Source organism: Streptomyces sp. NPDC058671, assembly GCF_042716475.1.
GTDB lineage: Bacteria > Actinomycetota > Actinomycetes > Streptomycetales > Streptomycetaceae > Streptomyces.
In genome coordinates this window covers 226,816-247,178 of record NZ_JBHXSA010000005.1, presented here as the reverse complement: position 1 = coordinate 247,178, position 20,363 = coordinate 226,816, and the positions used below count along the sequence as shown (strand labels likewise).

Genomic DNA, 20,363 nt, shown 5'->3' with positions numbered 1-20,363 from the left:
GCCCTGGTAGCCGTAGGGCCAGTCCTCCGGAAAGGCCTGGTCCATGCCGCTCGTCCGAACAACCCCGCGCCGCGCGCGGTGGCTCCGCTCCGCCGTCCTTGTCGCCGCCTCGGCGGGGCTCGTCGCCGCCGCCCTGCCCGCCCCGGCTCCGCTCGGCATCGGGGACCCGCTGTTCCCGCACCTCGGCAACCCCGGGTACGACGTCCTCGCGTACGACATCGATCTCACCTATCCGGGGGTCAACACCCGGCCGCTGGCAGCCGTGACCCGGATCGAAGCCCTCGCCACCGAGGATCTGGAACGGCTCAACCTCGACTTCACGCGTGGCACGGTCTCCGCCGTCACCGTCGGCGACCTGCCCGCCGCGTACACCAGCAGCGGTGAGGACCTGGTCGTCACCCCCGCCGCGCCGATCGACGCGGGCGAGAAGATCGAGATCACCGTCACCCACACCAGCGACCCCGGCGGCCCCGCGGACACCGGCGGCTGGGTCCGTACCGGCGACGGTCTCGCCATGGCCAACCAGGCCGACGCCGCCCACCGGGTCTTCCCTTCGAACGACCACCCGGCGGACAAGGCGTACTTCACCTTCCGGATCACCGCCCCCAGCGAGCTCACCGCGGTCGCCAACGGCCTCCCCGTCGGCCGCGTCACCCGGGGCGCCACCAGCACCTGGACGTACCGCACCCACCATCCGATGGCCACCGAACTCGCCCAGGTCTCCATCGGCCGCTCCACGGTGGTGCACCGGTCAGGGCCCCACGGGCTGCCCGTCCGGGACGTGGTGCGCACCGCCGACCGGACGCTGATGGAGCCCTGGCTGCGCCGGACACCGGGGCACCTGGAGTGGATGGAGCGACAGGTCGGCCCGTACCCCTTCGAGACGTACGGGGTGCTCGTCGCGGACGCGGAGACGGGCTTCGAGCTGGAGACCCAGACCCTCTCGCTGTTCGAGCGGGGCCTGTTCACCGAGCCGGGCTTCCCCGAGTGGTACGTCGACTCGATCATGGTGCACGAACTCGCCCACCAGTGGTTCGGCGACAGCGTCTCGCCCCGGACCTGGTCCGATCTGTGGCTCAACGAGGGCCACGCCACCTGGTACGAGGCGCTCTACGCCGAGGAGACCGCCGGCAAGTCGCTGGAGCTGCGCATGAAGGCCGCCTATGGCGCCTCGGACGGCTGGCGGGCGGCGGGCGGCCCGCCTGCGGCGCCCAAGCCCCCCTCGCCCACCCACAAGATCAGCCTCTTCCGGCCCGTCGTCTACGACGGCAGCGCCCTCGTCCTCTACGCGCTCCGCCAGGAGATCGGCACCGAGGCCTTCCAGCGCCTGGAGCGCCGCTGGGTCGCCGACCACCGGGACGGCAACGCCACGACCGCCGACTTCATCGCGCTGGCCTCCGAGATCGCGGGACGGGACCTCACCGCCTTCCTCCGCGCCTGGCTGTACGAGGCGAAGACCCCGGCGATGCCCGGGCACCCGGACTGGCGCAGCCGCCCGGCCGGGGCCGCCAGGACCACCCCGAAACCCGGATGACGGGCCCGGCAGGGGCGTGTCACCATCATCAGGTCGGCGACGCGGTCGGCGCGCCGGGAATCTTCCGGTGCCCTCACGCGTTGCCACGGCATAAGACTCATCGCCTCGTGGCTTCATCGGAGCAGGCGCGGCAATCGACGTAAGGATCAAATGACCTCCTCTTCTTCCCCTTCCCAGGACGAGCAGAGCTTCGCGGAGACGAGCCGTACCGAGAGCCTTCGGGCCGATGCCCTGATGGAAGAGGACGTCGCCTGGAGCCACGAGATCGACGGGGACCGGGACGGCGACCAGTTCGACCGCTCGGAGCGTGCGGCGCTCCGCCGTGTCGTCGGCCTCTCCACCGAGCTCGAGGACGTCACCGAGGTCGAGTACCGCCAGCTGCGCCTCGAGCGCGTCGTGCTGGTCGGTGTGTGGACCTCAGGGACCGTCCAGGACGCGGAGAACTCCCTGGCGGAGCTCGCGGCCCTCGCCGAGACGGCGGGTGCCCTCGTGCTCGACGGCGTGATCCAGCGGCGTGACAAGCCGGACCCGGCGACGTTCATCGGCTCCGGCAAGGCGCGCGAGCTGCGTGACATCGTGGTCGAGACCGGAGCCGACACCGTCGTCTGCGACGGCGAGCTCAGCCCCGGCCAGCTCATCGCCCTCGAAGACGTCGTCAAGGTCAAGGTGGTCGACAGGACCGCCCTGATCCTGGACATCTTCGCCCAGCACGCCAAGTCCCGAGAGGGCAAGGCGCAGGTCGCCCTCGCGCAGATGCAGTACATGCTGCCGCGCCTGCGCGGCTGGGGTCAGTCGCTGTCCCGGCAGATGGGCGGCGGCGGCGGTGGCGGCATGGCCACCCGTGGTCCCGGTGAGACCAAGATCGAGACCGACCGGCGTCGTATCCGCGAGAAGATGGCGAAGATGCGCCGGGAGATCGCGGAGATGAAGACCGGCCGCGACATCAAGCGGCAGGAGCGGCGCCGTAACAAGGTGCCGTCGGTCGCCATCGCCGGCTACACCAACGCGGGCAAGTCCTCCCTGCTCAACCGCCTCACCGGCGCGGGCGTGCTCGTGGAGAACGCGCTGTTCGCCACGCTCGACCCGACCGTACGCCGGGCCGAGACGCCCACCGGCCGGGTCTACACCCTGGCCGACACCGTCGGCTTCGTCCGGCACCTGCCGCACCACCTGGTCGAGGCGTTCCGCTCCACCATGGAGGAGGTCGGCGACTCCGACCTCATCCTGCACGTGGTGGACGGCTCGCACCCGGCCCCGGAGGAGCAGCTGGCCGCCGTGCGCGAGGTCTTCCGGGACGTCGGCGCGATGAACGTGCCGGAGATCGTCGTCATCAACAAGGCGGACGCGGCGGACCCGTTGGTGCTCCAGCGGCTGCTGCGGACGGAGAAGCACTCCCTCGTCGTCTCGGCCCGTTCGGGCCAGGGCATCGAGGAACTGCTCGCGCTCATCGACCGCGAGCTTCCGCGCCCGAAGGTCGAGCTGGAAGCCCTCGTGCCGTACACGCAGGGTGGCCTGGTCTCGCGGGTGCACGCCGAGGGCGAGGTCGAGTCCGAGGAGCACACCCCGGAGGGCACCCTGCTCAAGGCCCGGGTGCACGAGGAGCTGGCGGCGATGCTCGCGCCGTACGTTCCCGCCGCGCACTGAACCACGGCTGAACGACCGAGGGCGCTGTCCCCCTTTCCGTCAAGGAAGGGGGACAGCGCCCTCGGTCATGGTGCGGGCCGTGCGTCAGCGGGCGAACTTCTTGCTGACCATCTCGTGGGCCGCCTTGGCGCCCCGACCCAACTGCGGTCCGGCGAGCCAGCCGTTGCGGCCGGCCGGGCCGATCGAGGTGTTCGACACCAGGGCCGTCCTGCCGTTCGGCATGACGCGGAACCAGCCGCCGCCCGAGGAGCCGGCGGTCATCGTGCAACCGATCCGGTACATCGTCGGCGTGGCCGGGGCGGTGATGTACCGCGTCGCCCGGTCGACACACTTGTGCATGATCATGCCGTTGAACGGCGGCGCCGCCGGGTAACCCCAGGCGCCCACCGTCCCCGCCCTCGCGGGCGCCGGCGCGGAGAAGTCGACCGGCAGGGCGGCGCCTACGGTCTCCTCCAGGGACTTTCCGCCCCGCTGCGGCTTCACGTGCAGCACGGCGTAGTCGTACGGCCAGGCCTGGTTGGACCCGCCCGACCTGATCCACTCACCGGAGGTCACGGCCCAGTCGGCCCAGTACTGGCCGTACGGGTACACCTCGTGCGGCTTGGCGTTGTCGAGCGCGGCGGGGGACTTGCCCAGGTCGTTGAAGGCCGGGACGAAGGTGATGTTGCGGTACCAGCCGCCCTTCTTGCCCGCGTGGACACAGTGACCGGCCGTCCAGACCAGGTTGGACCGACCGGGCCGGCGCGGGTCCTTCACGATGGTGCCGGAGCAGACCATGTGGCCCTGCGGCGAGTCGAAGAAGATCTTCCCCACCGGGGCCGCGTTGCGGTGGTACGGCGTCTTCTCCCGCTGCGCCCTGACGGGACGGGGCGCCGGGTCGCTGCCACCGCCCGCCTGCGCGGTGATCGTCGGGTCCGGGCTCTTCGCCGACTGCATGCGCGCCGGGTCCCAGAGCCCCTCGATCACCGGGTTGACGAAGTCCTCGGCCTCACGGAGCCAGGTGTCCTTGTCCCAGTTCTTCCACTCGCCGTCCTTCCACTCGTCCAGGTCGACACCGTGCTTCTTGAGCTTGTCGGCGAGGTCCTTGGTGAGGTCGGCGCCCCCGCCGTCGGTGGCCGGCGCGGAACTGCCGGCCTCGGTGGCCGGCTTGTCGGCGGCCGGGGTCTCGGTGGGCCCGCAGGCCGTGGCGGTCAGCGCGAGCGCGGTGACCAGGCCGAGGGTGGCTGGTAGGAGTCGTACGGAACGCATGTGGTGAATTCCCCCTGTGATGATTCCGCGCCCGGACGGGCCACGTTCGCGGCGAGTTGCCGCGGCGACGTTGCCATGGACGCGTCACTTGCGGTGACAGTATGCCGGTCGGCAGGACGGGGCCGGACGGGCGGTGAGCGGTCGGACGAGCGGGCTGGACGGCCGGTCAGTGGTCGGACGGGCGGGCTGGACGGCCGGTCAGTGGTCGGACGGCCGGTCAGTGGTCGACCGGGAGGGTCGGACGCGGGAGAGGCGGGGCCGCTGGGCCCCGCCTCGTCGCACGGGTGCCTACTGCCCGGCGTACTTCTTGCTGACCGCGTCGAAGATGGACTTCGCCTCGGCGCCGAGGCGTGGACCGGCGAGCCAGCCCGCCGACGACGGACCGATCGAGGTGTTCGACACCAGCGCCGGCTTGCCGTCGCTGCCCTTGGCGACCCAGCCGCCACCGGACGAACCACCGGTCATGGTGCAGCCGATGCGGTACATCGTCGGCTGCTCCGCCTTCAGGGACAGCCGGCCCGGCTTGTCCGCGCACTGGAACATCTTCTGACCGTCGAACGGCGGTGCCGCCGGGTATCCGGTCGCCTCCAGGCTCGCGATCTTCGCCACCGCCGGCGCGTTGAACTGCACCGGAAGCGCCGAACCGACCGTCTCCTCCAGGGACTTGCCCGTGCCGCCCTTCTCCGGAGTCACCTGGATGACCGCGAAGTCGTAGGGAGCACCCGCGCCCCCGGTAGACGCGCCCTGGGCGATCCACTGGTCGGAGGTCTTGACCCAGTCCGCCCACCACACGCCGTACGGCGCGATCTGCTCCCGCGTCGCCTTCTCCAGGTCGGCGGTCGAAAGGCCGGAGTCGTTGTACGAGGGCACGAAGGCGATGTTGCGGTACCAGCCGCCCTTCTTGCCCTTGTGCACGCAATGGCCGGCCGTCCACACCATGTTCGACCTGCCGGGATGCGCCGGGTCCTGCACCACCGTGGCCGAGCAGACCATCGAGCCCTCGGGGCCGTCGAAGAAGACCTTCCCGGACTCCGGGGCGTTGGCGTGGTACTTCGGCGCCACGGCCTTCGCGCGCACCGGCTCCGGCGTCGGGTCGGTCTTGCCCGCGTCACCCGAGATGTCCTCCTCCCCGACCGGCTGGTCGGGGCGCTCGGCCTCGCGCATCCGGTCCGGGTTCCAGAGGTCCTCGATGATCGGGTTGACGAAGTCCTTGGCCTCGCGCAGCCACTTGTCGCGGTCCCAGTTCCTCCACTCGCCGTCGCGCCACTTGTCGACGTCGATCCCGTGCTCCTTCAGGCGGTCCTTGAGGTCCTCCGGAATCCTGAGCTTGTCGGCCGGGCTCTGGGCGGTCGCGGGCGCGCTGGGCTTGTCTCCCGCGTTCTCCTCGCTCGGCCCGCAGGCCGTGGCGGTGAGCGTCAGCGCCGCGACGGCGGAAGCCGCCGTCAGCAGCGGACGAATCGATCGCATCTCGTGATCCCCCTGGGACTACGTCTACTTGTGCATGCACGAACAGCGGCCGTGCCCGTGCGGACAGCGGCCGACGGCCCCCACTATGCCGGTGCCGGAGGGGACGGTACTCGGCCGGTCGGCGGTTCCGGCCGTCGTCCGGCTGTTGCCGTGACGTGATCCGGGACACGCCAAGTTCTTGCCTCCGGCCCGTGATCCCCGGCAGCTCGCGTCGTTGGTACGCACGGGGGACACGACGGTGGCGCTCAGGGCGACCCTTGCGGCGGCTCCACGACGTCCCGATGTGCAACGCAACCGTTACAGCGGGAGGACACCGAGTCGTGGCCGTGACCGAATCAGCTCCGGCCGTCCCACCGGCCGCGCGGACGCAGCCCCGGACACCCGAAGCCCCCACGGGCCCACCCCCCGGAGCGCCAGGCCGAACGGCACCAGGCGGAGCGGCCTCGGACCGGGCGGCATCAGGCCGAACGGCACCAGGCGGAGCGGCCCCGGACCGGGCGGCATCAGGCCGAACGGCCTCGGACCGCGCCGCTCCTGACCGGGTGGTTTCGGACCGGGACGTCTCGGATCAAGGCGGCGGTGGCGGATACGAAGGCATCCTTCGTCGCCAGTCCCTGCGCGAATCCGCCGCCCGGACCTACGCCCGCTCCCTGCCCATCGTGCCGGTGCGGGCCAGAGGCCTGACCATCGAGGGTGCCGACGGCCGCCGCTATCTGGACTGTCTCTCCGGCGCCGGGACGCTCGCCCTCGGGCACAACCACCCCGTCGTACTGGAAGCCATCAAGAAGGTCCTCGACTCGGGCGCTCCCCTGCACGTGCTCGACCTCGCCACCCCGGTGAAGGACGCCTTCACCTCCGAGCTGTTCGCCACCCTCCCGGGCGAACTCGCCGACAACGCCCGCGTCCAGTTCTGCGGCCCCGCGGGCACGGACGCCGTCGAGGCGGCCCTCAAGCTGGTCCGCACCGCCACCGGCCGCAGCGGCCTGCTGGCCTTCACCGGCGCCTACCACGGCATGACGGCCGGCGCCCTGGCCGCCTCGGGCGGGGCGACCGACGTCCGCGTCACTCGGCTGCCCTACCCCCAGCAGTACCGCTGCCCCTTCGGCGTCGGTGGCGCCTCCGGCGCCCGACTCGCCGCCCGCTGGACCGAGAGCCTCCTCGACGACCCCAAGAGCGGTGTCCCCGCCCCCGCCGGAATGATCGTGGAGGCCGTCCAAGGCGAAGGCGGGGTCCTCCCCGCCCCCGACGACTGGCTGCGCCGGATGCGCCGGATCACCGCCGACCGCTCCATCCCGCTCGTCGTCGACGAGGTCCAGACCGGCGTCGGCCGCACCGGCGCGTTCTGGGCCGTCGAGCACAGCGGTGTCGTGCCCGACGTGATGGTCCTGTCCAAAGCCATCGGCGGCTCCCTCCCCCTCGCCGTCATCGTCTACAGGTCCGAACTCGACGCCTGGGAACCCGGCGCCCACGCGGGCACCTTCCGTGGCAACCAGCTGGCCATGGCCGCGGGCACGGCCACCCTCGCGTACGTCCGGGAGAACAAGCTCGCCGAACGGGCCGGGACCCTCGGCGCCCGCATCCTCGGCCAGCTCCGGGGCCTCGCCGCCGCCCACCCCTGCGTCGGCGACGTCCGTGGCCGCGGCCTGATGATCGGCGTCGAACTCGTCGACCCCGAAGCGGCGGGACCCGACGACCTCGTGCCGCCCGCCGCCCCCGCCCTGGCCCTCGCCGTCCAGCAGCAGTGCCTCGCCCGCGGACTCATCGTCGAACTCGGCGGCCGCCACTCGGCGGTGGTCCGGCTCCTTCCCCCTCTCACCCTCACCGACGAGCAGGCCAGCGCCGTCCTGGACCGTTTCGCCGACGCCCTGGCCGCGGCCGAGCGGGCCCACACCCCCCAGCTGCCCGCCGCCCGCCGGGCCACGGCCCCCCGGACCGCCCCCGGGCCGTCCCACTGACCCGGACCGCCCCCGGCCCCACCCCAAGGAAGCCCCCGTGAACGCCACGCCCCCCTCCCCGGCGCCCGAGACCGAGGCCCCCCACGCCCCGCAGCACCTCGCCGCCGACACACCCGCCCCCGAGGCACGCGACACCTCCCTGGCGCCCCCCGGAGTACGCCGCCCCCAGGCTCCCGACACTGCGGAGCCGGCGGCCGCGACCGAACGAGACACCTCCCCCTCCCACACCGCCCCACCCGGCACCGCCCCCATCGCCCCGCGCGGCGCCGGCACCGACCCCACCGCCCCGCGTGATGCCGGCACCGCCGACCCCACGGTCCCGCGCCAGCACACCGGTCCTCACGACCCCCGGCCGCACCGCCCGGTCACCGTCGCCGATCCCCTGGACGACCCTGATCCGCAGCGCGCCGCCGACGCCGCCACCATCGAGAACCTGCTCCGCTGCTGGGTCCGGGAGAAGAACCTGCCCGCCCCCGGCTCCACCACCCTGCGCGTCGCCCTCGAAGCCAGCGGCACCGCCCTCCTCGTCCCCGTCCGTTACTGGTCGCCGACCGGCTGGCACCGCTTCGGAGCCCCCACCCTCGAAGGACTCCCTGCCACGGCACCGTCCGTCGACGCCGTGACCGTGGCGGCCCTGCTCAGCCGGGAGACCGGCCGCCCCGAGGGCACCGAACTCGTCGGCAGGGTCGCCGACTCCGCCCGCCGCACCGCCGACTTCGTCACCGAGCGCCGTCTCCGACCCCAGCCGCACCCGGACGCCGACCTCTTCCTCGCCGCCGAACAGGCCCTGCTGCTCGGCCACCCCCTCCATCCCACCTCCAAGAGCCGCGAAGGCCTCTCCGAGGCCGAGGCCCGGCTCTACTCACCCGAACTGCACGGATCCTTCCCGCTCCACTGGCTCGCCGTCGACTCCTTCCTCCTGACCTCGGACTCCGGCTGGACCGAACAGGGCCGTCCCGTCACCGCGGAGCAACTCGCCACCGGTCTCGCCGAGGGGCTCACGCTCCCCGCCGGCACCGCGCCCCTGCCCGTCCACCCCTGGCAAGCACGCGAACTCCTGCACCGGGCCGACATCCGCGCCCTCCTCGACGCCGGGCTCCTGCACGACCTCGGTCCCCACGGCAGCCCCTGGCACCCCACCTCCTCCGTCCGGACCGTGCACCGCCCCGGCGCACGGGCCATGCTCAAGCTCTCCCTCGGCCTGCGGATCACCAACTCCCGCCGCGAGAACCTCCGCAAGGAACTCCACCGCGGCGTCGAGGTCCACCGCCTGCTCCGCACCGGCCTCGTCGACGAATGGCAGGCCGTCCACCCCGGCTTCGACATCGTCCGCGACCCCGCCTGGCTCGCCGTCGACACTCTGGACGGCACTCCCGTCCCCGGACTCGACGTCGTGATCCGCCACAACCCCTTCGGGCCCGGTGACGACGCCGTCTGCATCGCCTCCCTCACCGCTCCCCGCCCCTGGCCCGGAGCCACCACCATGCGCTCCCGCCTCGCCGACGTCATCGGCCGGCTCGCCGCCCGCACCGGTCGCCCCCTCACGGCCGTCTCCGCCGAGTGGTTCCTCCGCTACCTCGACCAGGTCGTCCGACCCGTGCTCTGGCTGGACGGACACGCCGGCATCGCCCTGGAAGCCCACCAGCAGAACACCCTGGTACTCCTCGACCCCGACGGCTGGCCGGTCGGCGGCCGTTACCGCGACAATCAGGGGTACTACTTCCGCGAGTCACACCGGGGCGAGCTGGAGAGCCGCCTCCCCGGCATCGGCGCCGACAGCGACACCTTCGTCTCCGACCAGGTCACCGACGAGCGCTTCGCCTACTACCTCGGCATCAACAACGTCCTCGGTCTGATCGGCGCCTTCGGCTCCCAGCACCTCGCCGACGAGCGCGTCCTGCTCGCCGCCTTCCGTAGCTTCCTCATCTCCGCCACCAGCCTGGGCTCACCCCTGCCGCACCGGCTCCTGGAAGCCGCGACCCTGCGCACCAAGGCCAACCTCCTCACCCGCCTCCACGGCATGGACGAACTCGTCGGACCCGTCGACACCCAGTCCGTCTACGTCACCGTCACCAACCCCCTCCGCCCCTGAGGCCACCCTCCGAGGACCCACGCCCCGACCGCACCGCCGAGAGGAGAGCGACACCGTGTCACCCACCCGCCCACCGACCGACCCGCCGGGCGACGACACCCTCGACCTGAGGCTCGACGACCTCGTCGCCCTCCTCGAAGGCGGCCACCTCGACGCCGAGGTCCTCGACGGCGACCTGCTGGACTCCGTCGCCTCCTGGAACCCGGCCGACACCCCCGCCGGCACCTTCCGGCTCGTCCCCGTACGGCTCGACAGGGACCTGCCGCTCCTCACCCGATGGATGAACGACCCCGCCGTCGCCGCCTTCTGGGAACTCGCCGGACCCGAGACCGTGACCGCCGAGCACCTCCGCGCCCAGATCGAAGGCGACGGCCGCAGCGTCCCCTGCCTCGGCGTGCTCGACACCACGCCCATGAGCTACTTCGAGATCTACCGCGCCGACCTCGACCCACTCGCCCGGCACTACCCGGCACGCCCCCATGACACCGGTATCCATCTGCTGATCGGAGGCGTCACCGACCGGGGCCGCGGCGTGGGCTCCACCCTTCTGCGCGCCGTCGCCGACCTCGTCCTCGACCACCGTCCCCGATGCACACGCGTCGTCGCCGAACCCGACATCCGCAACTCCCCCTCCGTCTCTGCCTTCCTCAGCGGCGGCTTCCGCTACGCGGCGGAAGTCGACCTCCCTGACAAGCGAGCGGCGCTCATGATGCGTGACCGCGTCCTCCGTCACGCTCTGTGACCCACCCTCTGTCTTCTATACACCGCTCGGCCCACAGCGGTTCCCACCCCGAGGAGTCCTCGTGTCGACGTCCCCTGCACCCCACGACTCCGCTCGGTCCACACCGCCCGCCCCGTCCCCCTCGGACGGAGCGGCGCCCACCCCCGAGCTGCTCGCGCCCCCCGAGCTGAACGCCGCCGCCTGGACCCTGGCGTCGACCCGCCTGCTCCACAAGGCGCTCGCGGAGTTCGCCTACGAGGAGATCGTCGAACCCGTCCCCGCGGCCGACGGCGCACCCGACAGCTACGCCCTGCGCCTGGACGACGGGTCCACCCTCACCTTCCGCGCCCGTCGCGGCGCCTACGGCAGCTGGTACATCACCCCCGACTCCGTCGCCCACGAGGGCCGGCCCATGACCGACCCCCTCGACTTCCTCGTCCGCGCCCGCCGCCTCCTCCAGCTCGACGGCGCCACCCTCGGACATCTCATCCGCGAGCTCTCCGCCACCCTCGCCGCAGACGCACGCCTCGACCACACCGCGCTCACCGCCGCCCGCCTCGCCGACCTCTCCTACGCCGAACTCGAAGGCCACCAGACCGGCCACCCCTGGATCGTCCTCAACAAGGGGCGCGTCGGTTTCTCCGCCACCGACGCCGCCCGCTGGGCCCCCGAGGCCCGACGCGCCACCCGGCTCCCCTGGATCGCCGTCGACAACCGCCTCGCCGCCTACCGAGGCGTGACCGGACTCGAAACCCCCGACCGCCTCTACGCCCAGGAGCTCGACCCCGAGGTCCGCGCGGCCTTCCGCGCCGAACTGGCCGCCCGCGGTCACGAACCCGACGGCTACCTCCTGCTGCCCGTCCACCCCTGGCAGTGGGACGAGGTCCTGCTGCCCCTCTACGCCCCGGCGGTCGCCGCCGGGACCGTCGTCCCGCTCGGAACCGACGGCGACCTCCGGCTCCCGCAGCAGTCGGTCCGTACCTTCCTCAACACCAGCCGTCCCGACCGGCACACCGTCAAGCTTCCGCTGTCGGTGCTCAACACCCTCGTCTGGCGCGGCCTGCCCACCGAACGGACCCTCGCCGCACCGGCCGTCACCGCCTGGGTCCACGGCCTGCGGGAGGCCGATCCGTTCCTGCGGGACGAGTGCGGGGTGGTCCTCCTCGGCGAGGTCGCCTCCGTCACGGTCGAGCACCCCTTGTACGACCGGCTGCCCGAAGTCCCGTACCAGTACAAGGAACTCCTCGGAGCGATCTGGCGCGAACCCCTCAGGCTGCCCCCGGGCGAGCGGGCCCGCACGCTGGCCTCCCTGCTCCACACGGACCCCGAAGGGCGGGCGTTCGTCGCGGAACTCGTCGAACGCTCCGGACTCGCCCCCGCCGTCTGGCTCCGGCGCCTCTTCGCGGCGCTGCTGCCCCCGCTGCTGCACTTCCTCTACCGGTACGGCACGGTCTTCTCGCCGCACGGGGAGAACGCCATCGTCGTCTACGACGGCGAGGACGTTCCCGTACGCCTGGCGATCAAGGACTTCGTCGACGACGTGAACATCAGCGCCCAGCCGCTTCCCGAGCACGACACCCTGCCGGACGACGTCCGCGCCGTCCTTCTGACCGAGGAACCCGACTTCCTCGTCCAGTTCATCCATTCGGGGCTTTTCGTCGGCGTGTTCCGCTATCTGGCGCCGCTGTGCGAGCAGCAACTCGGCGTGCCCGAGACGCAGTTCTGGGCCCTCGTCCGCGCCGAGATCCTCCGCCACCAGGCGCGTTTCCCCGAGCTGAAGGAACGGTTCGAACTCTTCGATCTCCTCACCCCCCGGATCGAGCGGCTCTGCCTCAACCGCAACCGTCTGCATCTGGACGGCTACCGGGACCGCCCGGAGCGGCCCCACGCGGCCGTCCGCGGGACCGTTCCCAACCCGCTCGCGTGACGCGCGCGCGTGCTCGGGCTGTCAGTGGCGCCCCTTAGTCTGAGAGGGCTATGACGAAGCCATCCCTCCCCGACCTCCTCCACGCCGCCGTCGCCGCCGTCGGCGGCACGGAGCGGCCCGGCCAGGTCACCATGGCCGAGGCCGTGGCCGAGGCCATCGACGACAACTCCCACCTCCTCGTCCAGGCCGGCACCGGCACGGGTAAGTCCCTCGGCTACCTGGTGCCGGCGTTGGCGCAGGGGGAGCGGGTGGTGGTGGCCACGGCCACCCTGGCGCTCCAGCGTCAGCTCGTCGAGCGCGACCTGCCGCGGACGGTCGAGGCACTGCATCCGCAGCTGCGGCGCCGTCCCCAGTTCGCCATGCTCAAGGGCCGGTCGAACTACCTGTGCCTGCACCGGCTCCACGAAGGGGTGCCGCAGGACGAGGAGGACGGCCTCTTCGACCCCTTCGAGGCCGCCGCGCCCACGAGCAAGCTGGGCCAGGACCTGATGCGGCTGCGGGACTGGTCGGACGAGACCGAGACCGGCGACCGGGACGACCTGACCCCCGGTGTCTCCGACAAGGCCTGGTCCCAGGTCTCGGTCTCCTCCAGGGAGTGCCTCGGCGCGAGCAAGTGCGCGTACGGGGCGGAGTGCTTCGCCGAGGCGGCGCGTGAGCGTGCCAAGCTCGCCGACGTCGTCGTCACCAATCACGCCCTGCTCGCCATCGACGCCATCGAGGGCGCCCCGGTGCTCCCGCAGCACGAGGTGCTGATCGTCGACGAGGCCCACGAGCTGGTCTCCCGGGTCACCGGGGTGGCCACGGGCGAGCTCACCCCCGGCCAGGTCAACCGTGCCGTGCGCCGGTCCGCGAAGCTGGTCGACGAGAAGATCGCCGACCAGCTGCAGACCGCAGCGGAGAGCTTCGAGCGGGTCATGGAGCTGGCTCTGCCGGGGCGCCTGGAAGAGCTTCCCGAGGACCTCGCGTACGCGCTGATGGCACTGCGGGACGCGGCCCGCGCGGTGATCTCGGCCCTGGGGTCCACCCGTGACCGGTCCGTCCAGGACGAGGACGCCGTGCGTAAGCAGGCCATGGCCTCCGTGGAGACCGTGCACGGCGTCGCCGAGCGCATCACCCAGGGTTCGGAGTACGACGTCGTCTGGTACGAGCGGCACGACCGCTTCGGTGCCTCGGTGCGGGTGGCGCCGCTGACCGTATCGGGGCTGCTGCGGGAGAAGCTGTTCACGGAGCGGTCCGTGGTCCTGGCCTCGGCCACCCTCAAGCTGGGCGGTGACTTCAACGGCGTCGGAGCCTCTCTCGGGCTTGCTCCGGAGGGCACCGAGGGCGACGACCTGCCCGTCTGGAAGGGCATCGACGTCGGCTCCCCGTTCGACTATCCCAGGCAGGGCATCCTCTACGTCGCGAAGCATCTCTCCCGTCCCGCCCGTGACGGGGACCGCGGCGACATGCTGGACGAGCTGACCGAGCTGATGCAGGCGGCCGGCGGGCGGACCCTCGGGCTGTTCTCGTCCATGCGCGCGGCGCAGCAGGCCGCGGAGGAGTTGCGGACCCGGGTGCCGGAGCTGCCGATCCTGCTCCAGGGCGAGGACACCCTCGGTGAGCTGATCAAGAACTTCGCCGCCGACCCCAGGACGTGTCTCTTCGGGACGCTCTCGCTCTGGCAGGGCGTGGACGTCCCGGGGTCCAGCTGTCAGCTGGTCGTGATGGACAAGATCCCGTTCCCGCGGCCGGACGACCCGCTGATGAGCGCGCGTCAGAAGGCCGTAGAGGAGGCCGGCGGCAACGGCTTCATGGCGGTCGCGGCGACCCACGCGGCCCTGCTGATGGCGCAGGGCGCCGGCCGGCTGGTGCGGGCGACGGGCGACCGGGGGGTCGTGGCTGTCCTCGACCCCCGCCTGGCGACGGCCAGGTACGGCAGCTATCTGAAGGCGTCGCTGCCGGACTTCTGGTACACGACCGACCGCAACCAGGTACGGAAGTCCCTCGCTGCGATCGACGCCGCGTCGCAGGCGGCGGGTGCCTGACGTTCACCGCTTGTCGGGCTCCCGGCCGTGCGCCGGGGCCCTCCGGACGCGGCAGGGCCCCGGAACCGGCGCAGGGGTCCCGGGGCCCGGTCAGAGCCGGCGACGTGTGTCAGATCCGCCGCAGTACCGCCACGACCTTGCCGAGGATGGTGGCCTCGTCGCCGGGGATCGGCTGGTACGCCGCGTTGTGCGGGAGGAGCCAGACGTGGCCGTCCTCGCGCTTGAACCGCTTGACCGTGGCCTCGCCGTCCAGCATGGCGGCGACGATGTCCCCGTTCTCCGCGACCGGCTGGCGGCGGACGGTGACCCAGTCGCCGTCACAGATGGCGGCCTCGATCATCGAGTCGCCGACGACCTTGAGGACGAACAGCTCGCCGTCACCGACCAGCTGTCGGGGAAGGGGGAAGACGTCCTCGACGGACTCCTCGGCGAGGATCGGGCCACCGGCGGCGATCCGGCCGACCAGGGGCACGTAGGACGCGGCGGGCTTGCCCGTGGTGTCCGTGGGCTGGGTGCTCGGCTGGTCGGAGCCCCGCACCTCGTACGCCCGCGGTCGGTGCGGGTCGCGGCGGAGGAAGCCCTTGCGCTCCAGCGCCATGAGCTGGTGCGCCACCGACGAGGTGCTGGAGAGGCCGACCGCCTGCCCGATCTCACGCATCGACGGCGGGTAGCCGCGCCGCTGGACCGAGTCGCGGATGACTTCGATGACCCTGCGCTGCCGGTCGGTGAGACCGGAGCTGTCGGCGCGGATGCCTGGAGGTCGCCCGGGGAGGGCGCGGGCAGGTCGCCCGGGCTCCTCGCCGTTCATGCTCACTTCATTCATGGCGTGCACCGGCTCGAGTCGGCCCTGGGAACGGTCCTGGGCGGTGATGGCGGCACTGTCTGCGGTGGTGGTCACGTCGTCGGCCCCTCTCGAAATGGTCTCCCTCGCTGGCACAACGGTAGTGGCTTTCGAAAGGTTGCGCCAAACACACGTTCGAGTGAAAATTCGCAGATTGCCTTACGTCTGTTCGTATGCGGGTGTATGAGCAGGGTCGCCCGCCGGTCGAATCGGAGCCGAATCGAACGCTACGGTAGCCTTCGCCGCTGGGCCGCGGGCGGGCGGGACTCCCCTCAGTGTGGCATCCGGGGCGCGGGATCCCGGGTGTGGACGCGCCGCGACACGCGGAGGCCCTCGAAACGCCCGCAACCCAAGATCTAGTGGTTGGATGGCACCGGCCACCCAGGGGTAGTGGTCCCCGGTCCGCCGGGGGTGTCCGCATCGCCTATGCTGGGGGTCGCTTCGCAGGGCCTTGACGGGCCGCGTGAGGTTCACCAGTCGTGCCGTGAGGGAGGGTCGGAACCAATGCACTGCCCCTTCTGCAGGCACCCCGACAGCCGTGTCGTCGACAGTCGCACCACCGACGACGGGACGTCGATCCGTCGTCGTCGTCAGTGTCCCGACTGCTCCCGTCGTTTCACGACGGTGGAGACGTGCTCGCTCATGGTGGTGAAGCGCTCCGGAGTCACCGAGCCCTTCAGTCGCACCAAGGTCATCTCCGGCGTACGCAAGGCGTGCCAGGGGCGACCGGTCACCGAGGACGCCCTCGCCAAGCTCGGCCAGCGGGTCGAGGAGGCGGTGCGCGCCACCGGCAGTGCCGAGCTGACCACCCACGACGTGGGCCTGGCCATCCTCGGTCCGTTGCAGGAACTCGACCTCGTCGCGTACCTGCGCTTCGCGTCCGTCTACAAGGCCTTCGACAGCCTCGAAGACTTCGAGGCCGCCATCGTGGAACTCCGCGTGCGGCCTCCCGCTGAGAACCGCGGGACCGGTGCGACCCCCGGGGTCCCCGTTCCCGCCACCGCCGCCGACTGACCGGCGGTCCGGGCCCACGGTGCCCGGCGGCCGGCCCGTGCGGCCCGGCAGACGTGCCCCGAGTGATCCCCGGTGACGCTCGTGGCAGCAGTACAGAACGACGTACAGAAGACGGTGCCCTGGGACTATCTGGGTGCCAAAGTGTGTTTTGCCCGTATATGGGAGGCGGCATGACAGAGACGGCGAGCGGTCCGGCACGTGGTTCTCGTTCCAAGGGGACCAAGGCGACGAGCAAGGGCCTGCGTATCGAGCGCATCCACACCACCCCTGGCGTGCATCCGTACGACGAGGTGGCCTGGGAGCGCCGTGACGTCGTCATGACCAACTGGCGCGACGGCTCGATCAACTTCGAGCAGCGTGGCGTCGAGTTCCCCGACTTCTGGTCGGTGAACGCGGTCAACATCGTCACCAGCAAGTACTTCCGCGGGGCCGTCGGCACCCCGCAGCGCGAGACCGGTCTGAGGCAGCTCATCGACCGGATCGTGAAGACGTACACGAAGGCCGGCGAGGAGTACGGCTACTTCGCCTCGCCCGCCGACGCCGAGATCTTCGAGCACGAGCTGGCCTACGCCCTCCTGCACCAGATCTTCAGCTTCAACTCGCCGGTCTGGTTCAACGTCGGCACGCCGCAGCCCCAGCAGGTGTCCGCCTGCTTCATCCTGTCCGTCGACGACTCCATGGAGTCGATCCTCGACTGGTACAAGGAAGAGGGCATGATCTTCAAGGGCGGCTCCGGCGCCGGCCTGAACCTCTCCCGCATCCGCTCCTCCAAGGAGCTGCTCTCCTCCGGCGGCAACGCGTCCGGCCCGGTCTCCTTCATGCGCGGCGCCGACGCCTCCGCGGGAACGATCAAGTCCGGCGGCGCGACCCGTCGCGCGGCCAAGATGGTCATCCTCGACGTCGACCACCCCGACATCGAGGACTTCATCCAGACGAAGGTCAAGGAGGAGGAGAAGATCCGCGCCCTCCGTGACGCGGGCTTCGACATGGACCTGGGCGGCGACGACATCACGTCCGTCCAGTACCAGAACGCCAACAACTCCGTCCGTGTGAACGACACCTTCATGAAGGCCGTCGAGGCCGGCGAGAAGTTCGGTCTCACCTCCCGCATGACCGGTGAGGTCATCGAGGAGGTCGACGCCAAGGCGCTCTTCCGCAAGATGGCCGAGGCCGCGTGGGCCTGCGCCGACCCGGGCATCCAGTACGACGACACGATCAACCACTGGCACACCTGCCCGGAGTCCGGCCGGATCAACGGCTCGAACCCCTGCAGCGAGTACATGCACCTGGACAACACGTCCTGCAACCTCGCCTCGCTGAACCTGATGAAGTTCCTCAAGGACGACGGCAAGGGCCACCAGTCCTTCGAGGTCGAGCGCTTCGCCAAGGTCGTCGAGCTCGTCATCACCGCGATGGACATCTCCATCTGCTTCGCCGACTTCCCCACCGAGAAGATCGGCGAGAACACCCGCGCCTACCGCCAGCTCGGCATCGGCTACGCCAACCTCGGCGCCCTGCTGATGGCGACCGGCCACGCGTACGACTCCGACGGCGGCCGCGCCCTCGCCGGTGCCATCACCTCCCTGATGACCGGCACCTCGTACAAGCGCTCCGCCGAGCTGGCCGCTGTCGTCGGCGCCTACGACGGCTACGCCCGCAACGCGGAGCCGCACCAGCGCGTCATGCGTCAGCACGCCGACGAGAACACCAAGGCCGTCCGCGTGGACGACCTCGACTCGCCGATCTGGGCCGCCGCCACGGAGGCCTGGCAGGACGTGATCCACCTCGGCGCCAAGAACGGCTTCCGCAACGCCCAGGCCTCGGTCATCGCCCCGACCGGCACCATCGGTCTCGCGATGTCCTGCGACACCACCGGCCTCGAGCCCGACCTCGCCCTGGTCAAGTTCAAGAAGCTCGTCGGCGGCGGCTCGATGCAGATCGTCAACGGCACGGTCCCGCAGGCCCTGCGTCGCCTGGGCTACCAGGAGGAGCAGATCGAGGCGATCGTCGCCCACATCGCCGAGCACGGCAATGTGATCGACGCCCCCGGTCTGAAGAGCGAGCACTACGAGGTCTTCGACTGCGCCATGGGCGAGCGCTCCATCTCCGCGATGGGCCACGTCCGCATGATGGCCGCCATCCAGCCGTGGATCTCGGGTGCCCTCTCCAAGACCGTGAACCTGCCGGAGACGGCCACGGTCGAGGACGTCGAGGAGGTCTACTTCGAGGCCTGGAAGATGGGCGTCAAGGCGCTCGCGATCTACCGCGACAACTGCAAGGTCGGCCAGCCGCTCTCCGCCAAGAAGAAGGAGGAGGAGAAGGTCGCGGTCACGGCGAAGTCCGAGGCGACGATCCGCGAGGCCGTCGAGAAGGTCGTCGAGTACCGCCCGGTCCGCAAGCGTCTCCCCAAGGGACGCCCGGGGATCACCACCTCCTTCACCGTCGGTGGCGCCGAGGGATACATGACCGCCAACTCCTACCCGGACGACGGTCTCGGCGAGGTCTTCCTCAAGATGTCCAAGCAGGGCTCGACGCTCGCCGGCATGATGGACGCCTTCTCCATCGCCGTCTCCGTCGGTCTGCAGTACGGCGTCCCGCTCGAGACGTACGTCTCGAAGTTCACCAACATGCGCTTCGAGCCGGCCGGCATGACGGACGACCCGGACGTGCGGATGGCGCAGTCGATCGTCGACTACATCTTCCGTCGCCTGGCCCTGGACTTCCTCCCCTTCGAGACCCGCTCCGCCCTCGGCATCCACTCGGCCGAGGAGCGCCAGCGTCACCTGGACACCGGCTCGTACGAGCAGTCCGAAGAGGACGAGGTCGACGTCGAGGCCCTGGCGCAGTCCGCGCCCCGCACCCCGGAGCTGAAGGCCGTCGCGCCCCCGGCCCCGAAGGTCGAGGTCCCGGCTCCGAAGCAGGCCCACACCTCGGCGGAGCTCGTCGAGATGCAGCTCGGCATCAGCGCCGACGCCCCGCTCTGCTTCTCCTGCGGCACCAAGATGCAGCGCGCCGGCTCCTGCTACATCTGCGAGGGCTGCGGATCGACCAGCGGCTGCAGCTGACACCGGTGGGTCCGCGCCGGACGTGAGGTCCGGCGCGGACCGAGCGGGTGACTGACCAGCGCCTCACGAAGGGGGCCGGCCTCGCGGCCGGTCCCCTTCGTCGCGCCCGGGGACTCAGGGGCGCGCGGAGCCCAGCAGCCGGGCGAAGTCCTGGGGATCGGCGTCGAAGCCGCGGCTGAGCGGGCGGTACGTCCAGCCCTCTCCGCCGTCGCGGGTGAACTCCACGACCGTCGCCGACAGGGCGTCCGACACATCCGCGAAGTCATGGACCAGCAGGTCCGTGTATCCCTCGCGGACCCGTACGCCCGTGCTCGCTATGTCGCCGAAGGTCCGTCGTCCACCGCCCTGCTGTATGGCGACGCCGACCACCACGCGGGCGTACCGCGGTGCCAGCCGGTCCAGCTCCAGGGTCATGGCCTCGTCGTAGCCGAATCCCTGGCCCGTACGGCTGTCGCGGTGCAGTGTGATCGTGCCGTCGGGGGAGCGACTGCCGAAGTGCACCAGGTGGACCGGTGCTCCGTGCGGGTCGTCCGCCGCGAAGACGCCGGCGACGATGTCCAGGTCGTGGGCCGGTGCGCCCGCCGGGGCCGGGTCCCACCTGAGCGTCACCTCGACCTTTCCCACTCCCTTGTTGAGTCCGCTCATGGTGCTTCCCCTCTCCGCGTGCGCCCCCGCGCACGCTTCGCGTCGTACCGTCGACCCGCTCGAATGCCCGTGGTCGTAAGCCGATCACTCATGGTGTCATGGGGCTACGACAGTGGACCGAGGGTTGAGGGGGGAGATCGGTTTGTGGAGCGGTGAGGAGCTGGATCTCGACGTATATCTGGCTCG

General features: G+C 71.3%; 13 protein-coding genes. 9 read left to right on the top strand and 4 right to left on the bottom strand.

The window, feature by feature from the left end:
* The first annotated feature begins 43 nt into the window (after window positions 1-43).
* Window positions 44-1,534 (top strand): M1 family metallopeptidase, encoded by a 1,491-nt coding sequence (locus ACFWV2_RS08780; protein ID WP_384403815.1) that lies wholly within the window; start codon window positions 44-46, stop codon window positions 1,532-1,534.
* 150 nt (window positions 1,535-1,684) lie between these two features.
* A complete protein-coding gene (gene hflX, locus ACFWV2_RS08775; RefSeq protein WP_360788975.1) occupies window positions 1,685-3,178 on the top strand; it encodes a GTPase HflX in 1,494 nt (497 codons plus the stop codon).
* Window positions 3,179-3,262: 84 nt separating this feature from the next.
* Here the strand turns inward: hflX and ACFWV2_RS08770 are convergent, their stop codons facing one another.
* Both ACFWV2_RS08770 and ACFWV2_RS08765 read right to left on the bottom strand, forming a co-directional pair.
* On the bottom strand, window positions 3,263-4,426 hold the full coding sequence (locus ACFWV2_RS08770; protein ID WP_384403811.1) for a trypsin-like serine peptidase: 1,164 nt from the start codon (window positions 4,424-4,426) through the stop codon (window positions 3,263-3,265).
* A 288-nt stretch (window positions 4,427-4,714) separates the two neighbouring features.
* Window positions 4,715-5,893, bottom strand: a complete 1,179-nt coding sequence (locus ACFWV2_RS08765) for a trypsin-like serine peptidase (RefSeq protein WP_384403808.1) — start codon at window positions 5,891-5,893, stop codon at window positions 4,715-4,717.
* 542 nt (window positions 5,894-6,435) lie between these two features.
* On the opposite strand from ACFWV2_RS08765, the gene ACFWV2_RS08760 reads away from it, so the two are divergent.
* From ACFWV2_RS08760 to ACFWV2_RS08740, 5 genes are all read left to right on the top strand, one after another.
* Window positions 6,436-7,848 carry a diaminobutyrate--2-oxoglutarate transaminase family protein gene (locus ACFWV2_RS08760; RefSeq protein WP_384403806.1) on the top strand — a complete coding sequence of 471 codons (1,413 nt, stop codon included), beginning with the start codon at window positions 6,436-6,438 and terminating at the stop codon, window positions 7,846-7,848.
* A gap of 139 nt (window positions 7,849-7,987) precedes the next feature.
* The gene (locus ACFWV2_RS08755; protein ID WP_384404021.1) at window positions 7,988-9,940 is read left to right on the top strand and encodes an IucA/IucC family protein; all 1,953 of its coding nucleotides are present in this window, start codon (window positions 7,988-7,990) and stop codon (window positions 9,938-9,940) included.
* A gap of 55 nt (window positions 9,941-9,995) precedes the next feature.
* A complete protein-coding gene (locus ACFWV2_RS08750) occupies window positions 9,996-10,682 on the top strand; it encodes a GNAT family N-acetyltransferase (RefSeq protein ID WP_384403803.1) in 687 nt (228 codons plus the stop codon).
* 61 nt (window positions 10,683-10,743) lie between these two features.
* A complete protein-coding gene (locus ACFWV2_RS08745; RefSeq protein ID WP_384403800.1) occupies window positions 10,744-12,588 on the top strand; it encodes an IucA/IucC family protein in 1,845 nt (614 codons plus the stop codon).
* Between the two features lie 50 nt (window positions 12,589-12,638).
* Window positions 12,639-14,612: an ATP-dependent DNA helicase gene (locus tag ACFWV2_RS08740; protein ID WP_384403797.1), complete on the top strand. Its 1,974-nt coding sequence runs from the start codon at window positions 12,639-12,641 to the stop codon at window positions 14,610-14,612.
* A gap of 109 nt (window positions 14,613-14,721) precedes the next feature.
* Here ACFWV2_RS08740 and lexA read toward each other — a convergent pair whose 3' ends face one another.
* A complete protein-coding gene (gene lexA / locus ACFWV2_RS08735) occupies window positions 14,722-15,510 on the bottom strand; it encodes a transcriptional repressor LexA (protein ID WP_384403794.1) in 789 nt (262 codons plus the stop codon).
* 447 nt (window positions 15,511-15,957) lie between these two features.
* Between lexA and nrdR the strand changes: the two genes are divergently transcribed.
* Both nrdR and ACFWV2_RS08725 read left to right on the top strand, forming a co-directional pair.
* A complete protein-coding gene (nrdR, locus tag ACFWV2_RS08730) occupies window positions 15,958-16,467 on the top strand; it encodes a transcriptional regulator NrdR (RefSeq protein WP_384403791.1) in 510 nt (169 codons plus the stop codon).
* Between the two features lie 170 nt (window positions 16,468-16,637).
* Window positions 16,638-19,532 (top strand): vitamin B12-dependent ribonucleotide reductase, encoded by a 2,895-nt coding sequence (locus ACFWV2_RS08725; RefSeq protein ID WP_384403788.1) that lies wholly within the window; start codon window positions 16,638-16,640, stop codon window positions 19,530-19,532.
* Window positions 19,533-19,646: 114 nt separating this feature from the next.
* On the opposite strand, the gene ACFWV2_RS08720 is transcribed toward ACFWV2_RS08725, so the two are convergent.
* On the bottom strand, window positions 19,647-20,177 hold the full coding sequence (locus ACFWV2_RS08720; RefSeq protein WP_384403785.1) for a TerD family protein: 531 nt from the start codon (window positions 20,175-20,177) through the stop codon (window positions 19,647-19,649).
* Window positions 20,178-20,363: the final 186 nt, after the last annotated feature.

Bases quoted from the DNA above. Each gene is read 5' to 3' on its own strand.
- nrdR (WP_384403791.1), top strand. From the start codon at position 15,958: ATGCACTGCCCCTTCTGCAGGCACCCCGACAGCCGTGTCGTCGACAGT.
- ACFWV2_RS08720 (WP_384403785.1), bottom strand. From the start codon at position 20,177: ATGAGCGGACTCAACAAGGGAGTGGGAAAGGTCGAGGTGACGCTCAGG.
- ACFWV2_RS08780 (WP_384403815.1), top strand. From the start codon at position 44: ATGCCGCTCGTCCGAACAACCCCGCGCCGCGCGCGGTGGCTCCGCTCC.
- ACFWV2_RS08770 (WP_384403811.1), bottom strand. From the start codon at position 4,426: ATGCGTTCCGTACGACTCCTACCAGCCACCCTCGGCCTGGTCACCGCG.
- ACFWV2_RS08740 (WP_384403797.1), top strand. From the start codon at position 12,639: ATGACGAAGCCATCCCTCCCCGACCTCCTCCACGCCGCCGTCGCCGCC.
- hflX (WP_360788975.1), top strand. From the start codon at position 1,685: ATGACCTCCTCTTCTTCCCCTTCCCAGGACGAGCAGAGCTTCGCGGAG.
- ACFWV2_RS08725 (WP_384403788.1), top strand. From the start codon at position 16,638: ATGACAGAGACGGCGAGCGGTCCGGCACGTGGTTCTCGTTCCAAGGGG.
- ACFWV2_RS08765 (WP_384403808.1), bottom strand. From the start codon at position 5,893: ATGCGATCGATTCGTCCGCTGCTGACGGCGGCTTCCGCCGTCGCGGCG.